Below are 16500 nucleotides of genomic sequence, written 5' to 3' on the forward strand. Positions count from 1 at the left end.
CCCCGTCCTCGCTGGTCATGGCTCCGCGTCCGTGCAGCACGCGGCCATTCTGACATGCCACCCCGGAGCGGTCCCGGGCGAGGGGACCTTGCGAAGTGATCGATCACCTTCTACGGTATCCCGGAAAGTGTGATCGATCACTCTGCAACGGAGCAGCGCGTGAAAATGCCATCCCCACCCCTCCGGGCCGCCGTCGTCGGCACCGGCGGTATCGCACGCGGCAGGCATCTGCCCGCCCTGGCCGAGCTCGGCGACCGTGCCGAGATGGTCGCCCTCGTGGACGTCGACGCCGAGGCCCTCGCCCGGACGGCGGACGAGTGGTCGGTGCCGGGCCGGTACACGGACCTGGACACGATGCTCCACGAGGAGCGTCCCGACCTGGTGGTCATCGCGACCCCGCCGGGCAATCATCGTGACAGCGCTGTCGCCGCCCTCGACGCCGGCGCCTGGGTGTGGTGCGAGAAGCCGCCCGCCCTGTCGCTGGCCGAGTACGACGAGATAGCGGCGCACGAGCGCGACGGCGGGCCGTACGCGACCTATGTCTTCCAGCACCGGTTCGGCAGCGGCGCGGAACGCTTCCGCGGCCAGCTCGAGGACGGTTCGCTGGGCCACCCGCTGGTCGCCGTCTGCCACACCCTCTGGTACCGCGCACCCGCCTACTTCGACGTCCCGTGGCGGGGCCGGTGGGACACGGAGGGCGGTGGCCCGACGATGGGCCACGGGATCCACCAGATGGACCTGCTGCTCTCGCTCCTCGGCGACTGGCACAGCGTCACCGCCCAGATGGCCACTCTCGCCCGCGACGTGCAGACCGAGGACGTCTCGCTGGCGATGGTGCGGTTCGAGTCGGGCGCGGTGTGCTCCGTCGTGAACAGCCTGCTCTCCCCGCGCGAGACGAGCTATCTGCGCTTCGACCTCACGGACGCGACGGTCGAGGTCGAGCACCTCTACGGGTACGGCAACGCCGACTGGTGCTGGACGCCGGCCCCGCACGTCGACGACGCCCAGCGGGTCGCCGGCTGGCCACCCCTGGACGACCTGGACAGCTCGCACGCCGCCCAGCTCGCCTCGCTGGTCGACTCCTTCGAGCGCCGGGAGCGTCCGCGCGCGAGCGGACCGGACGGCCGTCGGTCCCTCGAGCTGATCACCGGCATGTACCGCTCGGCGGTCTCCGGCCGGACCGTCCTGCGGTCCGAGCTCACCCCGGACGACCCGTTCGCCTCCGCGCTGCACGGCGGAGACGCGGTGTCCGCCACGGCCCGGTTCCGTGGCGCTGGGTCGGCCACCGCGCAGAGCACCGTGCCCACCGTCGAGGAGTCCCTCCATGGCTGAGACCGCGACCGCGGCGCCGCTCAGGGCGCACAAGCTGCCCTGGTGGCGGCGGCTGGTGCGCGACCGGGCGGTGCTCCTCCTGGCCCTGCCCGGCATGGCCGTCATCATCGTCTTCCAGTACCTGGCGCTGGGCGGCAACGTCATAGCCTTCCAGGACTATCAGCCCTATCTCGGCATCGGCCGCAGTCTGTGGGTCGGTCTGGAGAACTTCCAGATCCTGTTCTCCGGCGACCCGGCGTTCCTGAGCGCGCTGCGCAACACCCTGGTCATCACGCTGCTGCAGACGATCTTCGTCTTCCCCGCGCCGATCGTCCTGGCCCTGCTGCTGCACAGCCTGGTCTCCAACCGGGTACGTCAGGTCGTGCAGTCGATCCTCTACCTGCCGCACTTCCTGTCCTGGGTGATCGTCGTGGCGGTCTTCCAGCAGGTGCTCGGCGGGGCCGGGCTGCTCAACAACTTCCTGCGGTCGCACGGGTGGGAACCCGTCGACATCATCGGCAACTCCGACGCCTTCTACGCGCTGATCACGTCGCAGGTCGTCTGGAAGGACACCGGGTGGGCGACCATCCTCTTCCTCGCGGTGCTGGCGGGGATCGACAGGTCGCTCTACGAGGCGTCAGCGGTCGACGGGGCGTCGCGCTGGCGCCAGACCTGGCACATCACGCTGCCGGGAATGCGGCCGATCATCATCATGTTGCTCATCCTCAAGCTCGGTGACTCGCTGAGCGTCGGCTTCGAGCAGCTCATCCTCCAGCAGGAAGCCGTCGGCCTCGGCGTCTCCGAGGTACTGGACACCTACGTGTACAACCAGGGCGTCGTCGGCGGTTTCTGGGGCGTCGCGGCGGCCGTCGGGCTCGTCAAGGGCCTGATCGGGCTGATCCTGGTGCTCGTCGCGAACAAGACCGCCCACGCCTTCGGCGAGGAAGGGGTCTACCGAGCATGAGCGACACCGACACGAAACCTGGCACGGAGCCGGGCGGGAAGCCGGTCACGAAGCCGGGCGCGACGCCCGGCGCGAGGAAGAGCGCCACCACGCGCGTCACCACCGGTCCGGCGAAGCGCCGCACCGTGGTCGACGGGGTGGCGATGCCCGGCCTCTCCGAGCGCACCATCAAGGGCATCGTGCTGACCATCGCCTGCGCGCTCGTGATCCTGCCGTTCGTCGGCATCGTCTCCACCAGCCTCGCCACGCCAGAGCAGGTGACGGAAGCCGGCGGCTTCGTGCTCCTGCCGACAGGGATCGACCTGAGCGCCTACCGGATGATCTTCGCCGGCGGCGTCGTCACGCAGGCGCTGTGGATCAGCGTGATCGTCACGACCGTCGGTACGGCGCTCAGCCTGGCCCTGACGACGACGCTCGGCTGGGCGTTGAGCCGGCGGGGCGCGTTCGGCGTCCGCGCGATGCTGCTCCTGGTGCTGATCAGCCTGTTGTTCAGCCCGGGGATCATACCGAGCTACCTCGTGGTGCAGCGGCTCGGGCTGCTGGACAGCCTGTGGGCGCTGATCGTCCCGACGTCGGTCTCTGCCTTCAACGTGGTGGTCGTCCGGGCGTTCTTCGTGCGGCTCCCGGCCGAGGTCATCGACGCCGCACGGATCGACGGCGCCAGCGAGTGGCAGCTCTTCTGGCGGATCGGCCTGCCGCTGTCCAAGCCGGTGCTCGCCGTCGTCGGCCTGTTCTACGGCGTCGGCTACTGGAACGCGTTCTTCAACGCCCTGCTCTACATGTCGGACGCGAGCAAGTGGCCGCTGCAGCTGGTGCTGCGCACCTACGTCGTCGACGGGGCGCAGCTCGGTTCCCAGGACCTGGGCATCGACGCCGCCGCCATGCCACCGCAGACCTCGTTGCAGATGGCGATCCTCGTGGTCTCCGTGGTCCCGGTGCTCATCGTCTACCCATTCCTGCAGCGCCACTTCGCCCAGGGCATGCTCACCGGCGCCGTCAAGGGCTGACGCCGCCGGCACCCGCCCAGCCCTCGCCCGGCCCCCGCAGCCGTAACCGCACCTGCACCTGCACCTGCACCACTCGACGAGGAGTAGTCATGAACAGCTTTCTGAGAGACCGTACGGTCACCCGGCGCAACCTCCTGAAGGGAGGCATGGGGCTGGGCGCGTTCGCGCTGCTCGGCCTGGCCGGCTGCAGCAACGAGGGCCGCGGTGGCGGTGCGCCGGCCGGCAACAGCTCGGTAGTCCTACCCACCTACATCCCGTACGACGGCGTCCCCATGGACATCAAGGGCACCGGCGGCGTGCCCGACACCATGCTGAGGTACCCGGCCGACCCGAAGAAGGTGACCGAGGGTCAGCCCGGGGACGGCAAGGACATCGGCGTCTTCGGTCTGACCAACACGCCGGTGCCGCCATCCGTCGAGAACAACGCCTACTGGCAGGAGCTGCACGAACGGCTCGGGTTCGCCCTGACCATCGCGCTCACGCCCGCCGGCGACTTCACCGATCGCTTCCAGACCACGGTCGCGGGCGACCAGCTGCCGGACCTCTTCGAGATGTTCCCCGGCGAGGTGCCCGGCCTGCCGGGCCTGCTGTCCGAACGGGCCACCGATCTGACCGAGCTGCTCTCCGGCGACGCGGTGAGGAAGTACCCGTTCCTGGCGAACATCCCGACCGAGAGCTGGCAGTCCTGCGTCTACGGCGGCAAGATCTTCGCCGTCCCGGTCCCCCGCGGGCCCGCACAGAGCATGGTGATGTACGCACGGCAGGACTTCTTCGAGGCCGAGGGCATCGACCCGCAGGTCACCTCGTTCGAGGAGTTCCACGCGCTCTGCACGGACCTGTCGGGCGGGAACACATGGGCGCTGGGCCGCGTCCCGCTGGGGTTCCTGCGCCAGATGTACGAGATCCCCAACGGCTGGTCCGAGCAGGGCGGCGAGCTCACGAGCGCCAACCTGCACGAGCGTCAGCAGGAGGCACTCGAGGCCGGACGCCGCCTCGTGGCCGACGGCCTCGTTCACCCCGACGGTGTCCCCGCCACACAGCCGCAGCGCAAGACCTGGCTCGTGAACGGCACCGTCCGGCTGCTCGACGACACGTTCAGCGCCTGGCCGGACTTCTCGAACTACCCGATCGACGACCAGTTCCGCCTCTCCGTGGTCCAGCCACCGCTCGCGGACGGCGGCGGAATGGCGGGCATCCACCTGGGCGCACCCATCCAGAACATCACGGCGATCAGCTCGAAGTCCGCGGGCCGTGCCGAGGCCCTGCTCGACGTGCTCAACTACCTCGCCGCCCCGTTCGGCAGCGAGGAGCATCTGTTCCGCACCTACGGGATCGAGGGTGTGCACCACGAGCTGGACGGCACCGACCCGGTCCTCACCGAGAAGGGCAGCACCGAGATCCAGCTCGGCCTCAAGTACATCGTCGAGGGCCCATGGGTGAACTTCCAGGCCGGCGACCCCGACGTCGCGCAGGCCGAGCACGACGCGCAGGCCGCCGTCGTGCCGACCGCTGTACGCAACCCCGTGCAGGGGCTGTTCAGCGACACGGCCAGCCGGCGGGGCAGCCAGCTCGGCGAGAAGCTCGCGTCGGTGGAGTCGGACATCCTCGCCGGGCGCCAGCCCGTGACCGCCTGGGCGGACGCCGCCGAGGCGTGGGCGAAGGGCGGCGGGGACAAGATCCGCGACGAGTACGAGGAGGCGCTGGCGGCCCGCGAGGGCTGAGCCGCGCGCGACCGTGCCCGTCGGTCGAGCTTGTCGAGACCTCGTGCGGGGTCTCGACAAGTTCGACCAGCGGTGGCCGGTTCGACCAGCGAGGACGGGTTCGGGGGCGGTGGCGGGCGTGAGCCGGGCCTACGCCCGAGGGCCGCGACCGTCCCTGCGCCGGACGTACAGGCGGCTACCCTCCTGGCCCGTCCATTCCAGCCGCACCACGCCGGCCACCGCGGCGTCGTCCACGCGTGACGGGTCGGACCAGTACCCCGCCGCCGGGTTGCGGAAGCACGTCGCCCACGGCCGGCCGCCGCGGTCGAGGAAGAAGTTGTTGTGACCCGCGCCGACGCCGACGGTCCAGCGCTCGCCGTACGGGCCCTCGAAATGGTCGGACACGGCGACCACGGCGTCGTACTGGTACTCCACCCGCCCGGGAGCGGGCCGGTCGTACGCGTTCCGGGTGCTGCCGTCGGGGTTGGTCGACGAGCGGTTCCACGCGGCGTGCACGAGGTAGTACCGGCCGCCGTGCTTGAACACGTACGCGCCCTCCAGGTAGGGCTCGGGCGAGTAGGGCGTCTGCTGGAACCTCGGCAGGTTCGTGGTGGGGACGATGTCCTCCATGTCATCCCGGAACTTCGCGTAGAGGTCGTTGTGCAGCACCAGCCACGCGTCGTCACCCTCGGAGTAGAGGCTGCCGTCGATGTGGTGGTAGGCGCCCGGCGCGATGAAGCCTGGGCCGCCGATGAACGGCTCGCCGAACGGCTTGGCGACGTTGCCCTCGACGAGCCGGTACGGGCCCTCGACACCGCCCTCGCTCACGAGCATGAACGAGCCCACCTTGCGGGAGTGGTCGCCCATGCAGGCGACGATGTACCAGGTGCCCCGGAAGTAGTGCACCTCGGGCGCCCAGGCGTTGCCGCGCTTGCCGAACTGGCCGTCGTCGTACCAGTACTCCTGCCACGGTGCCACGACGGTGCGCCCGGGCCGGTTCTCACCGACGAACTCGGGCGACCAGACCTTGCCCTTCTCAGCGTCGGGCCGGATACCCGTCGTGTCGACCAGCTTCCAGGGCCCGCGCAGTGAGGAGGCCACCCACATGAAGATGCCGTCGTTCCACGGGCCGGCCGCCGGAAGCCCGGGCGACCGGGTGGTCCCCGTCGCGACGTACACCGGCCGACCGTCGACGACGAAGCAGTTCACGTAGGTGTCCCGGATCCAGACCCGGCCGTGCTCCTTGTCACGAGGGCGCAGCTCCAGCGGCAGGATGAAGGAGTTGTCGTCGCGCGGCCAGAGATCCAGTCGGTTGTCCGCCGCGCCGTAGAACTCGGGGTCGGGCCAGTTCGACGGGTAGCTCCCGGGATCTCGGCGCGGCGCCGCGGCATCGCCCGCTGCTGCGGGCGCCGCCCCTCCCTCCGCCGTCCCCGGGACCGACCGTCGGTCGACAGGGAACTCGCGCTCGAAGCCGGTCATCAGTCATGCCCTCCACCCACGCGGCGCCGGTGCCGTCTGTCGGACGAGACGCTAACCAGCAGGACTCCAACGCTCAAGACGCGACAGAAAGGTTTCGTGCCCCAGGCGACGTCCCGACTTCGGTCCGTTGCAAAGTGCCCGTTCCGACTTCGGTCGGTTGCTCTGAGATCGGTCAATCGAACGACCGATCTCAGAGCAAGCGACCGAAGTCAGTTTCCGTGCCGTGCAACCGACCGAAATCGCGGCCAACGGGACGTCCTGCTCACGGCCGGACGGCCGTCGGGTCGCTGCCGCGCAGAATCGATGCCATCTTCTTGCCGCGCGCCAGCTCGTCGACCAGCTTGTCCAGGTAGCGGATCTTCTGCATCAGCGGATCCTCGATCTCCTCCACCCGGTATCCGCAGATGACGCCCTTGATCAGAGCAGCTTCCGGGTTCATCGCGGGGGCCTCGGCAAAGAACGTCTCGAAGTCGACCTCGCTCGCGACGGCCTGCTGCAGGCCGGCGTCGTCGTAGCCCGTGAGCCAGGAGATCACCTGATCCACCTCAGCCCTGGTGCGGTCCTTGCGCTCCACCTTCCGCACGTAGAGCAGATAGATGCTCGCAAAGCTGGTCCCGAAGATCCGATGGTGCGCCATCTGGCGACCCTAACCGAGCTCGGTGACACCCCGCCGTAAGCCCTGGTCCTCGACCGTTCGCCGACTCGCCCGTTCGCCGACCCGTCCGCTCACCGCCGCTCCCCTCCACTCACCGTCCGCGCGCGGAGCGGCGACGGCGGCGGGCCTCCGCGGCGAGCTCCACCGCGTCGTCGAGCTCGTCCTCGACGGCGGCAAGGTCCGCACGAGCCTCGTCCGCCGCCGTACGTGCCTCGTCCAGCGCGCGGCGCGTCTCGTCCCTCTCGGCCGCGACCCGGTCGAGCTCCCGCTCCAGGCGTTCCAGCTCGCTCTCGCCGTGCTCGATCCCGGCGTCGGCGGAGCGGAGCCGCTCGCGGACGTCGTCGCGGCGCGACTCGAGACGGTCCACCTGCGCGCTCGCCTCCTCGACGGCCTCTTCCGCGGCGGCCAGCTCCGCGGCGGCCGGGTCAGGCTTCCCACGTCCGGATGACCTCGACCTCTCCGCTCGTGCCGGCTTGTCGACGGCACGATCCCGGGCAGCACGCGAACCGCCGTCGGACGTCGTGGGGTGCAGCTCGACCAGCTCGGCCTCTTCGCCCTGCTCGTCCACGATCCCGAAACCGACGTGCTGCAGCGCCCGGGAGAGCCGCCCGGCCCGCACCACCGCGGCGGCGTCCGGGTCCATCACGGCGGCGGTCAGCGTTTCCGTCAGCCGGTCGAGCACAGCGGACGACACCGGCCGACCGCCCACCTCGCCGGCCTCGCGCACGGTGCGGACCAGGCCCTCGGTCCGCTGGCGGCGCAGGTGATCCAGCGCCCGGACCCGGCCTCGGTCCCGCTCCTGGGTGGCGGCGCGCAGCTCGTCACCCAGGTCCGCGAGCGCCGCGATCTCCTCGGGGTGCTCCCGCGCGACCTGGTTGATCACCCAGGCGGCCACGGACGGTTTCGGCAGACGCTTGACCCGCTCGGCGCCCAGGCGGTCACCGCTGTCCGTCGCCTGCCGGACGACGGCGTCGCGGGCAGCGATGAACTCGCCGAGCGGGCGGACGTAGAGCGCGTCGACGGCGGTGTCGAGATCGAGCTGGTCGTGCGCTGGCACGGTTCCTACGGTGGCACGACGTCGCACTTCGCGCGCGACACGACGCGCGCGACACGCGCGCGACACGCGCGCGCGGCCAGCACACGCGTCGCCACCACACGCGAGGTTCGCCTCAGGCAGGTTTTTGTCGCTTGTGCTGAATTGTTCAGCGCAGGTGAACCAGGCATGCCCAGGGCGAACGAATTTCACGAGACCTGGCACCTGCCGCCAGGGTCAACCCTGCACCACGACCCGACCGGAGCCGCCCCGCACCGCTCGGACCCGCCCCGTCCGGACCTGGCACGGCCCCAACCTGCACGCACCAACCCCGCGGCGCCCCTACACCGTCGGGACCAGCAGCGTGATCAGCTCCCCCGATCCGAGGTGTACCAGGGCCTTGCCCGGGCTGACCTGCGACGAGACAGCCGAGCGCGCCAGGCTGACGCCCACGAGGTCGCCGTCGAACCGGTCCTGCGGACTGAGCAGCGCGCCTCGCCGGAACTTCTTGGCGTCGACCTGCCAGCCGGAGAACCCGCCCGCGACCTCGGACGCCTCGCCACCGAGGATCAGCCCTCGCTGGTTGTCCGCAGCGGTGCGCAGGTAGGCCCGCAGCCAGGTCTTGGCGGGAGCGTCGGTGACCTGCTCGCCGTCGTCGACCACGAGGACCACGGGCGTGCCGTCGGGGTCGAGGTGCGGCGCGAGGTCCTCCTCGGTCACCTCGGGGTCCGTGAGCACGGCCCGGACGCCGTCCCGGCCGTCCAGGTCGCGCAGGATGCTCGGCCGCGGCGCGAGCACCACGACCTGGGTGCCGCCACGCAGCAGCGATTCCGTCATCACCGCGAGCATCGTGGACCGCCCGGACCGGGACGGCCCGGCCACGATGAAGGCCGGCGCGTCGTTGGCCAGGTCCATGCCGAACGCCGTCAGGTCGTCGCCGCCGACACCGAGCAGCGCCCACATGGGCCGGGCCGCCTCCCGGCCCACGTACTGGTAGGCCGCGTCGACGGTGATCGTGGACGGCAGGTCGTCCACCCGGAACGGTCCGGTCCCTGGCGCCACGTCCTCCCGTTCGCGGATCGTCGCGGCGATCTGGCGGGCCACGGCCGTCTGGGCACGCCCGGCCGGATCGTCCCCGAGGACCGCCACCTGCACCTCGAGTCCGCTCCCGGACCGGAAGGCACGCCCGGGCTGGATCTCCTCGGGCAGCTTCTTGTGGTTGATACCGACCATGCCGTAGTCGAACCGGTCGGTGAGCCGCAGCACGAGGGTGTCGTCGGTCAGCACGCTCATCCGGCTCGACAGCAGGCTGCGGTCACCGGCGATCAGCAGGTGGATGCCGGCGCTCGCGCCGTCGCGCAGCAGCTCCTGGACCTGTTCGACCAGCGTGCCGCCGTCGACCTCGCCGTAGCTGCTCATGAAGCTCTCCCAGCGGTCGATCAGCACCAGCACCCGCGGCAGGCGTGTCTCCGGTTCGGCGAGCTCCCGCTGCTCGGTGACGCTGGAGAAGTTGCCGGCGGCAAGGACCTGCTGCCGCCGTCCGAGCTCCGCCTGGAGGCGGCCGAGCAGGCGGCTGACGCGGTCGGCCTGCCCGCGCTGCACGACGGCGCCCGTGTGCGGCAGCTCGCCCAGCACCGTCAGGGCGCCGTTGCCGCAATCGATCGCGTAGAGATGCAGGTCGGCCACGGGCATGGCGGTGGCAGCCGCGAACGCCGTGGTGCGCAGCGTGGTCGAGCGCCCGCTGCCGGGCGCGCCGACCACGTAGCGGTGGCCGAAGCTGTCGAGGTCGATCACCGCGGGGCCCTGGCGCTGGTCCGCCGGCGAGTCCTCCATCGCCCAGGCGAACGCCGACTCCGCCGCGGGCTGCGCCACCTCGGAGAGCTGGAGCAGGTCCGGCAGCGGCGGCAGCCAGGGCCGGCGCGGGTCGGGCCAGGCGCCCAGCCGGGCGGCCTCGCGCAGGGTCGCGACGAGGGCGGCCAGGTCGGTCTCGACGTCCTCCCGGCGCTTCACCCTCGGGCGGCTGGGCGGGGCCGTCCCCAGGTCCGCCACGGACACCCGCGCGACGAACGGGGCTTCCACCTGCCCGACGTCCGACAGGGAGAGGCGGCGGCCCCCGACCCGGGCGGACTGGAAGGGGATCACCGACGCGTGCCCGAGCCGGGCGTAGGCCCGGCCGGGCTGCGACTTGGCGATCTCCGCGGCCTCGGTCGCGTCGATGACGTCCTTGGACTCGCCCTTGTCCGTCATCCGGAGGGCGACGCGCAGGTTGGTGTTGGCGCGGATCTCCGGTGAGATCACGCCAGAGGGTCGCTGGGTGGCGAGGACGAGGTGGATGCCCAGGGAGCGGCCACGCTGCGCGATGTTGACCAGACCGGCGACGAAGTCGGGCAGCTCGCGGGCCATCGAGGCGAACTCGTCGATGACGATCATGAGGCGCGGCAGCGTGGGGCCGACGTGCCCGCGGCCCTGCGCGTCGAGGTAGTCCTCCAGGTCCTTCGCGCCGGCATCGGCCAGCACGTGCTCCCGGTAGGTGAGCTCGGCACGCAGCGAGTCCAGGGCGCGTTCGACGAGGTGGGAGTCCAGGTCGGTGACCATGCCGACCGTGTGCGGCAGCTGCTCGCACTGACTGAACGCGGCGCCGCCCTTGTAGTCGACGAGTACGAAGTTCATGGTCTCCGGCGTGTTCACCACCGCCAGCGACGCGACGACGGTCTGCAGGAACTCCGACTTGCCCGAGCCCGTGGTGCCGCCCACGAGGGCGTGCGGCCCGTCGCGCACCAGGTCGAGCGCGAACGGCCCGTCGAGCGAGACGCCCACGACGGCCGCGGTGCTGCCCTTCGACACTCCCCGCCAGCGGGTGACCATCTGCTCGGCGTCGAGGTCCTCGATGCCGAGCACCTCGACGAGCCGTGCCGAGTCCGGGATCAGCCCCTCGCCCTCGCTGGCGGTCACGTCGTGCACGGCGGCCACCGCGCGGGCCACGGGTTCGAACCAGTCGTCGGCGACCTCGTCGACCAGCACGGTGCGCAGGTCGTCGGCGTCCTGCCGGCGCAGCGTCATGCCGCCGTCGACCCGCGCGAGCGCCACGGCCGTGCACTCCTCGGGCAGCAGCTGCTCGTCGCCGTCCAGGCACACGACGCTCACGCCGACGCCGGGGCCGTCGCGCAAGATGGACACCACGCCCGGCAGCGCGCGCAGCCTGCGAGCGCCGTCGAGCACCACGACCACCTGCGGGCCGGACATGAGCTTGTTGCCCGACGCCTCCATGGCCGCCCGGCGCTGGGTGATCAGGGAGCTCACCTCGGCGACGCGCGCTGCGAGGGTCTCCGTGGTGGTCCCGATCAGGGCCACCGCCGTCTGCCCGAACGAGGGCCGCACGTGCGGCAGCCACGCGGCCCAGGCCCACTCCTGCACGTGCTCGGAGCTGGTCAGCACGTAGACCTGGACGTCGCGCGGGCTCTGCAGCACCCCGAGCTGGCCCACCATCCAGCGGGCCCGACGGCGCGGCCAGTCTCCCGGACCTGCCAGCCCGACGACGCCCGCCTCCCGCAGGGGCACGGTGACCGGCACCGACCGCACGGTGGCGCGGGTCTTGCGGCGGTGCTCCGGCTCGGCGCTGTCCTCCACCTCTACGCGGCTGGTGGCGTCAGCGAGGCCGAGCCGGACGGTCAGGTGGTCGCCGTCGGTGCTGCGGCGTTCCCACAGCCGTCGGGTCGGCGTGGTGGCGATCAGCCGCAGCTCGGCGGCGCCGGGGCTGGACACCCGCCGGCGGTGCTGCTCGCGCCGTACCGCGTCGAGCACCTCGTCCTCGAGCGCGGCGCGCTCCTCGGCGTGCTGCTTCAGCCGCTCCTTGTGGGTGGTCACGCCGTTGCGCTTCTGCATCCACCAGTGTCCGAGGCCCATCAGCGGCGAGGCCAGCGCGAACATCAGGTAGTACGGCGACTGGAACACGAACGCCATGGTGATGCCCAGCACCGCCGGCATCGCCATGGCCAGCCACGGCAGCGGGTTCCGCGCGGGCGGCTGCGGCTCAGCGGGCAGGCGGAAGTGCGTCGCGGGCATCGGCGGCAGCAGCCGCGGCGGCCGGTTGTAGTCCAGGTGCCCGGGCTCGACGGCGGGGCGGAGGTCGGCGTCGGGTCGCGTGGCCGGCTGGACCGTGAGGACGCTCGGTCCGATCCGCAGCTGGGTGCCCGTGGCCCACGGCGCCTCGTCCTCGCCCAGCGGCTCCTCCAGCCGGTCCAGGTGCACCAGCCGGCCGGCGGAACGGGGATCAGGGGCGCGCCGCACCCGTACCGCGCCGTCGAGCGCGACGACGACGGCGATCGCGGCCAGCCCGCCCTCGCGCGGTTCGTCGACGCGGACGCGACCGTCGTTCCCGATTTGCACCGTGGACTCCCCGACGCCGAGCCGGACCACCGCGCCGGCGCCGGTCCCGCCCGTGACGCACAGGTCGACGGGCCCGCCCGCCATGCCGTTCGCGCGGCCGTCCGTCAGGCTCGCGTCGCCCGCGAACGTGACGACGGCGCCGTCCCGGACGCCCGATTCCGCCACGCGCACGTCCTGACCGGGGCCGTAGCTGGTCGGCACCGGACGCCCGTCCACATACATCGTGCTGCCCCGCGGCGCGCCGACCTCGGCGGCCAGCCGCTCGGCCAGGTCCGCCGCGGTGGTGCGCTCGTCCAGCTCCAGGGTCAGCAGCGTCTCGCGCACCCCGTGGCGCGCGGTGATCAGAGCCTGCACGTCACTCGCCTCCCCGCCGTACGGCGGTCTGCTCGTCGTAGCGCACGTCGGGCAGGAACCCGCTGCGCAGCCAGCCGTCGTCACCCGCGGTGAACCGCCACCGTGCCGACGGCGCCGAGCCGAGCACGATCACCACCCACGTGAACTCCGGGCTCGCGAACCGAGCGGCCAGCATGTCCTGCTGCGCCGCCGTCGGTGCCTGGGACAGCACCAGCACACCGCCCTCGCCCACCACGAGCTCGGGCACCACCTGCTCGATCCCGGCGAGGTGCTCCACCTGCTCCGGCTGCGGCAGGCCGTTGCCGACCATCACCACGCGCGGGTCGTCCGACCACGGGTTGCCCGTGAGCTCGCCCAGCCACCGGCGCAGCACCTCGTGCCGCGCCTGCGTCGGCCCGTCCAGGCTGATCACGCCACGGGCCGCGGCGAAGTCCACGAGCACCCGCCCGGTCTCACCCATGCCCAGGTTGACCAGCCGGGCGAACTGCGCCGTCGAGCCGTCGGACGCCGCACCCGACTGCAGCTTCGCGAGCGGCGCCACCCAGCTCTGGCCGTCCTCGCTCACCACCCACGGCTCAGGAGCGGGGGCTGCGGGGTTGGTCAGGCGCAGCCGCAGCGAACTGCCCTCGATGAACACCCCGGTGACGCCGGGCAGGTCCAGGCCGTCCCGCTCGCACGCGGTCATCAGCACGCGCAGCGACCGGTCGACGGTCCACGCCGCCGACGTGTCGGTCCGCAGCAGGCTGTCGTCGAACGGTTCGTGGCGCCTCCGCCGGCGCACGAGCCAGATCCCGAGCCCGACCAGCAGCGCCAGCAGCAGCGCCGCCCCGGCCGCGTACATGACCGGGCCGATCGGCCCGGAGCTGGCGGCCTGCTCGGCCCCCGCCACCTCCACCGTCGGGGCGGCCGACGGCGACACCGTGGGCGACGGCTCGGCCGAGGGCGGCCCGAACCCGGGGAGCGGGCCGAACTCGAGCCCCTTCCCCGTGGCGTCCTTGGGCATCTTGAGCACCCAGCCGGGCCGCAGGGTCCTGGGGTCCGTCATGTACTTGCCGTCAGGCTGCCGGTGCCCCTCGGTCAGCTCCGCGATCTCGGGCCAGCGGTCCCGGTCGGCGAGGAACCGCTCGGCGATGTCGTTGAGCTTCTCCGACTTGCCGTCCGGCGCCTTGCGCACCACGTAGTACAGGACCGATCCTGGCGGCCCGGTGCGCTTCGGCACCGGGGCCGACGTCGTCGGCGCGGGCTCCGAGGCCACCGTGGCGGACCTCGACGGCTCCGGCTCCTTCGGCTCGGACGCCTTCGGCCGCGGGTTCGCCGGCTTCTTGGACGGCTTGGGCGCCTCCGGCTCGGGCTCCGGCTCCGGCTCGCCGAAGATGCGGAGCTCCCAGATCGAGTTGCCCGCCGTACCGCTCCGGGCGGTGGAGTACATCTGCACGTAGCGGCCCTCGCCGCGGATGTTGATGACGTCCTGGCCGCCGTCGGCCGCTTCCGTGAACCAGTGCGTCTCCCAGGTCTCGCCGTCCTGCGACAGCTGGATGGAGTACGCCGTCGAGTGGGAGACCTCCCAGTCGATCTCCACCCGGTGCACGACGGTGGACCGTTCCAGGTCGATCCGCAGCCACTGCGGGTCGCTGAACCCGCTCGACCAGCGGGTACCCGGGTTGCCGTCCACCGCCTGACGCGCCGGGAAGTCGGGCTTCTCCAGCGAGGACGCCACCGCGGGCTTGCCGCGCGACAGCAGGACCGGCTCGGGCTCGGCGGCCGCGGCGGGCAGGGCGGGTCCGAGACCCGCGAGCGCGACGGAGACGGCCACGGAGACAGCCACGGAGAACGTCACCGTGGACCTCACCGTGGACGCCATCAGGGACGCCATCGGGGACATCAACCCGGACATCCCCCGCGACCCGACCTCACTCGCCCGCACGACGCACCGCCGCCTGCTCCGTGTAGCGCACGTCGGGCAGGAACCGGCTGCGCAGCCAGCCGTCGTCGTCCGCGGTGAGGCGCCACCTGGCCGACGGCGACTCGCCCAGCACGATCACCACCCAGCCGAACTGTGGCGAGGTGAACCGGGCGGCGAGCAGGTCCTGCTGCGCGACGGACGGCGCCTGGGACAGCACCAGCACGCCGCCCCCCGCGGCGTCGAGCTCGGGTATCACCTGCTCGATCGCCGCGAGGCGCTCCGCCTGCTCTGCCTGCGGCAGGCCGTTGCCGACCATCACCACGCGCGGGTCGTCCGACCACGGGTTCCCGGTCAGCTCACCCAGCCACCGACGCAGCACCTCGTGCCGTGCCCGGGTCGGACCGTCCAGGCTGATCACACCACGCGCCGAGGCGAAGTCCACCAGAACCCGGCCCGTCTCGCCCACGCCGATCGTGACCAGGCGCGAGAACCGGGACGTCGGTGCCTCCGACGCCGGCGCCGACTGCAGCTTCGCGAGCGGCGCGGACCAGCTCTGCCCGTCCTCGTTCGCCACCCACGGCGCCGGTGCCGGCGAGACCGGGCTCGCCAGCCGGAGCCGCATGGCCGCACCCTCGATGAACACCCCGGTGACGGCCGGCAGGTCCTGGCCGTCCCGCTCGCACGCGGCCATCAGCACCCGCAGCGCCCGGTCCACCATCCACGCCGCCGACGTGTCGGTGCGCAGCAGGCTGTCGTCGAAGGGTTCCTCCCGGTTCCAACGCCGGCGGCGCACCAGCAGGATGATGCCGAGCACCACGGGCACGGCCAGCGCCACCGCTCCGACGGCGATCAGCGCCGGCACCAGCCAGGATGGCTCCGTGCCTGCGGATTCCTGGCCGGCCGTTGCGTCGGACCCCGCCTCGGACGGCGGACCGCTCGCCTCGGCCACCGGGCTCGGGCCCGGGAGGGGGCCGAGCTGCAGGCCTTCGCCCTCGGCGTCCTCGGGCAGCTGCAGCGCCCAGCCCACCTCGACCACCTCCGGGTCGGTGAGCGCACCGCCGTCGGGCTGGGTGCGGCCCTCGTTCAGCGCGAAGATCTCCGGGTGGCGTTCGCCGTCGCCCAGGAACCGCTCGGCGATCAGGTACAGGTACTCGGTCTCGCCCTCCGGCGTCCTGCCGACCACGTAGTACGGCACGGCGGGCGTGGACTCGGGCGTTGCCCCGGCCCCGGACCCGGACGCGTCAGCCGACGGCGCCGCGCCGCTCGCCGGTTCACTCGCCCCGGTCCCGGCCCCCGCCGGCCCGGTGGGCAGCACCCCCACCTGGACGCCCTCGCCCTCGGCGTCGTCGGGCAGCTGCATCACCCAGCCCGGCAGTACGGAGGCGGGTTCGGTCAGCGTGTTCCCGTCCGGCTGCGTGCGCCCCTCGTTCAGGTCGAAGATCTCCGTGTACCGCTGGCCGTCGCCGAGGAACCGCTGCGCGATGTCGAACAGGAACTCCGGCTCGCCGTTCGGCCTGGTCTGCATCACGTAGTACTTGACCTGCTCGCCGTCCTTGTCGCCGGTGCCGACGCGGGTGCCGGCTTCGGCTGGGACGGCGGCGGCCACGAGGAACACGGCCGACGCCAGGGCAAGGCCCGCCGCTGCGAGAGCACCGGCGATGCGATGGACGTGATGCACGTTGACTCCGTCTTCAGGTGTGTCGGTCGG

General features: G+C 72.1%; 10 protein-coding genes. 4 read left to right on the forward strand and 6 right to left on the reverse strand.

Annotated elements, in window-relative coordinates; genetic code table 11:
- Positions 1 to 165: 165 nt before the first annotated feature.
- The 4 genes from LUU90_RS02135 (at position 166) to LUU90_RS02150 (ending at position 5003) form a co-directional block, all read left to right on the forward strand.
- Positions 166 to 1332, forward strand: a complete 1167-nt coding sequence (locus LUU90_RS02135; protein WP_275001589.1) for a Gfo/Idh/MocA family protein — start codon at positions 166 to 168, stop codon at positions 1330 to 1332.
- On the forward strand, positions 1325 to 2275 hold the full coding sequence (locus LUU90_RS02140; protein ID WP_275001590.1) for an ABC transporter permease: 951 nt from the start codon (positions 1325 to 1327) through the stop codon (positions 2273 to 2275). Before LUU90_RS02135 ends, LUU90_RS02140 begins: the two co-directional genes overlap by 8 nt.
- Entirely contained in the window at positions 2272 to 3282 is a 1011-nt protein-coding gene (locus LUU90_RS02145; RefSeq protein WP_275001591.1) for a carbohydrate ABC transporter permease, read from the forward strand. Before LUU90_RS02140 ends, LUU90_RS02145 begins: the two co-directional genes overlap by 4 nt.
- 89 nt (positions 3283 to 3371) lie before the next feature.
- On the forward strand, positions 3372 to 5003 hold the full coding sequence (locus LUU90_RS02150; RefSeq protein WP_275001592.1) for a hypothetical protein: 1632 nt from the start codon (positions 3372 to 3374) through the stop codon (positions 5001 to 5003).
- Between the two features lie 129 nt (positions 5004 to 5132).
- Here LUU90_RS02150 and LUU90_RS02155 read toward each other — a convergent pair whose 3' ends face one another.
- The 6 genes from LUU90_RS02155 to LUU90_RS02180 all read right to left on the reverse strand — a co-directional run bounded on the left by LUU90_RS02155 (position 5133) and on the right by LUU90_RS02180 (position 16470).
- On the reverse strand, positions 5133 to 6461 hold the full coding sequence (locus LUU90_RS02155; protein ID WP_275001593.1) for a family 43 glycosylhydrolase: 1329 nt from the start codon (positions 6459 to 6461) through the stop codon (positions 5133 to 5135).
- Positions 6462 to 6723: 262 nt separating this feature from the next.
- The gene (locus LUU90_RS02160) at positions 6724 to 7098 is read right to left on the reverse strand and encodes a DUF2200 domain-containing protein (RefSeq protein WP_275001594.1); all 375 of its coding nucleotides are present in this window, start codon (positions 7096 to 7098) and stop codon (positions 6724 to 6726) included.
- 109 nt (positions 7099 to 7207) lie between these two features.
- On the reverse strand, positions 7208 to 8173 hold the full coding sequence (locus LUU90_RS02165; protein ID WP_275001595.1) for a hypothetical protein: 966 nt from the start codon (positions 8171 to 8173) through the stop codon (positions 7208 to 7210).
- A 318-nt stretch (positions 8174 to 8491) separates the two neighbouring features.
- Positions 8492 to 12889 (reverse strand): FtsK/SpoIIIE domain-containing protein, encoded by a 4398-nt coding sequence (locus LUU90_RS02170; protein WP_275001596.1) that lies wholly within the window; start codon positions 12887 to 12889, stop codon positions 8492 to 8494.
- Between the two features lies 1 nt (position 12890).
- The gene (locus LUU90_RS02175; RefSeq protein ID WP_275001597.1) at positions 12891 to 14750 is read right to left on the reverse strand and encodes a discoidin domain-containing protein; all 1860 of its coding nucleotides are present in this window, start codon (positions 14748 to 14750) and stop codon (positions 12891 to 12893) included.
- A 49-nt stretch (positions 14751 to 14799) separates the two neighbouring features.
- On the reverse strand, positions 14800 to 16470 hold the full coding sequence (locus LUU90_RS02180; protein ID WP_275001598.1) for a LysM peptidoglycan-binding domain-containing protein: 1671 nt from the start codon (positions 16468 to 16470) through the stop codon (positions 14800 to 14802).
- Positions 16471 to 16500: the final 30 nt, after the last annotated feature.

Origin of the sequence: Promicromonospora iranensis (assembly GCF_028994775.1) — a bacterium.
Lineage (GTDB): Bacteria > Actinomycetota > Actinomycetes > Actinomycetales > Cellulomonadaceae > Promicromonospora > Promicromonospora iranensis_A.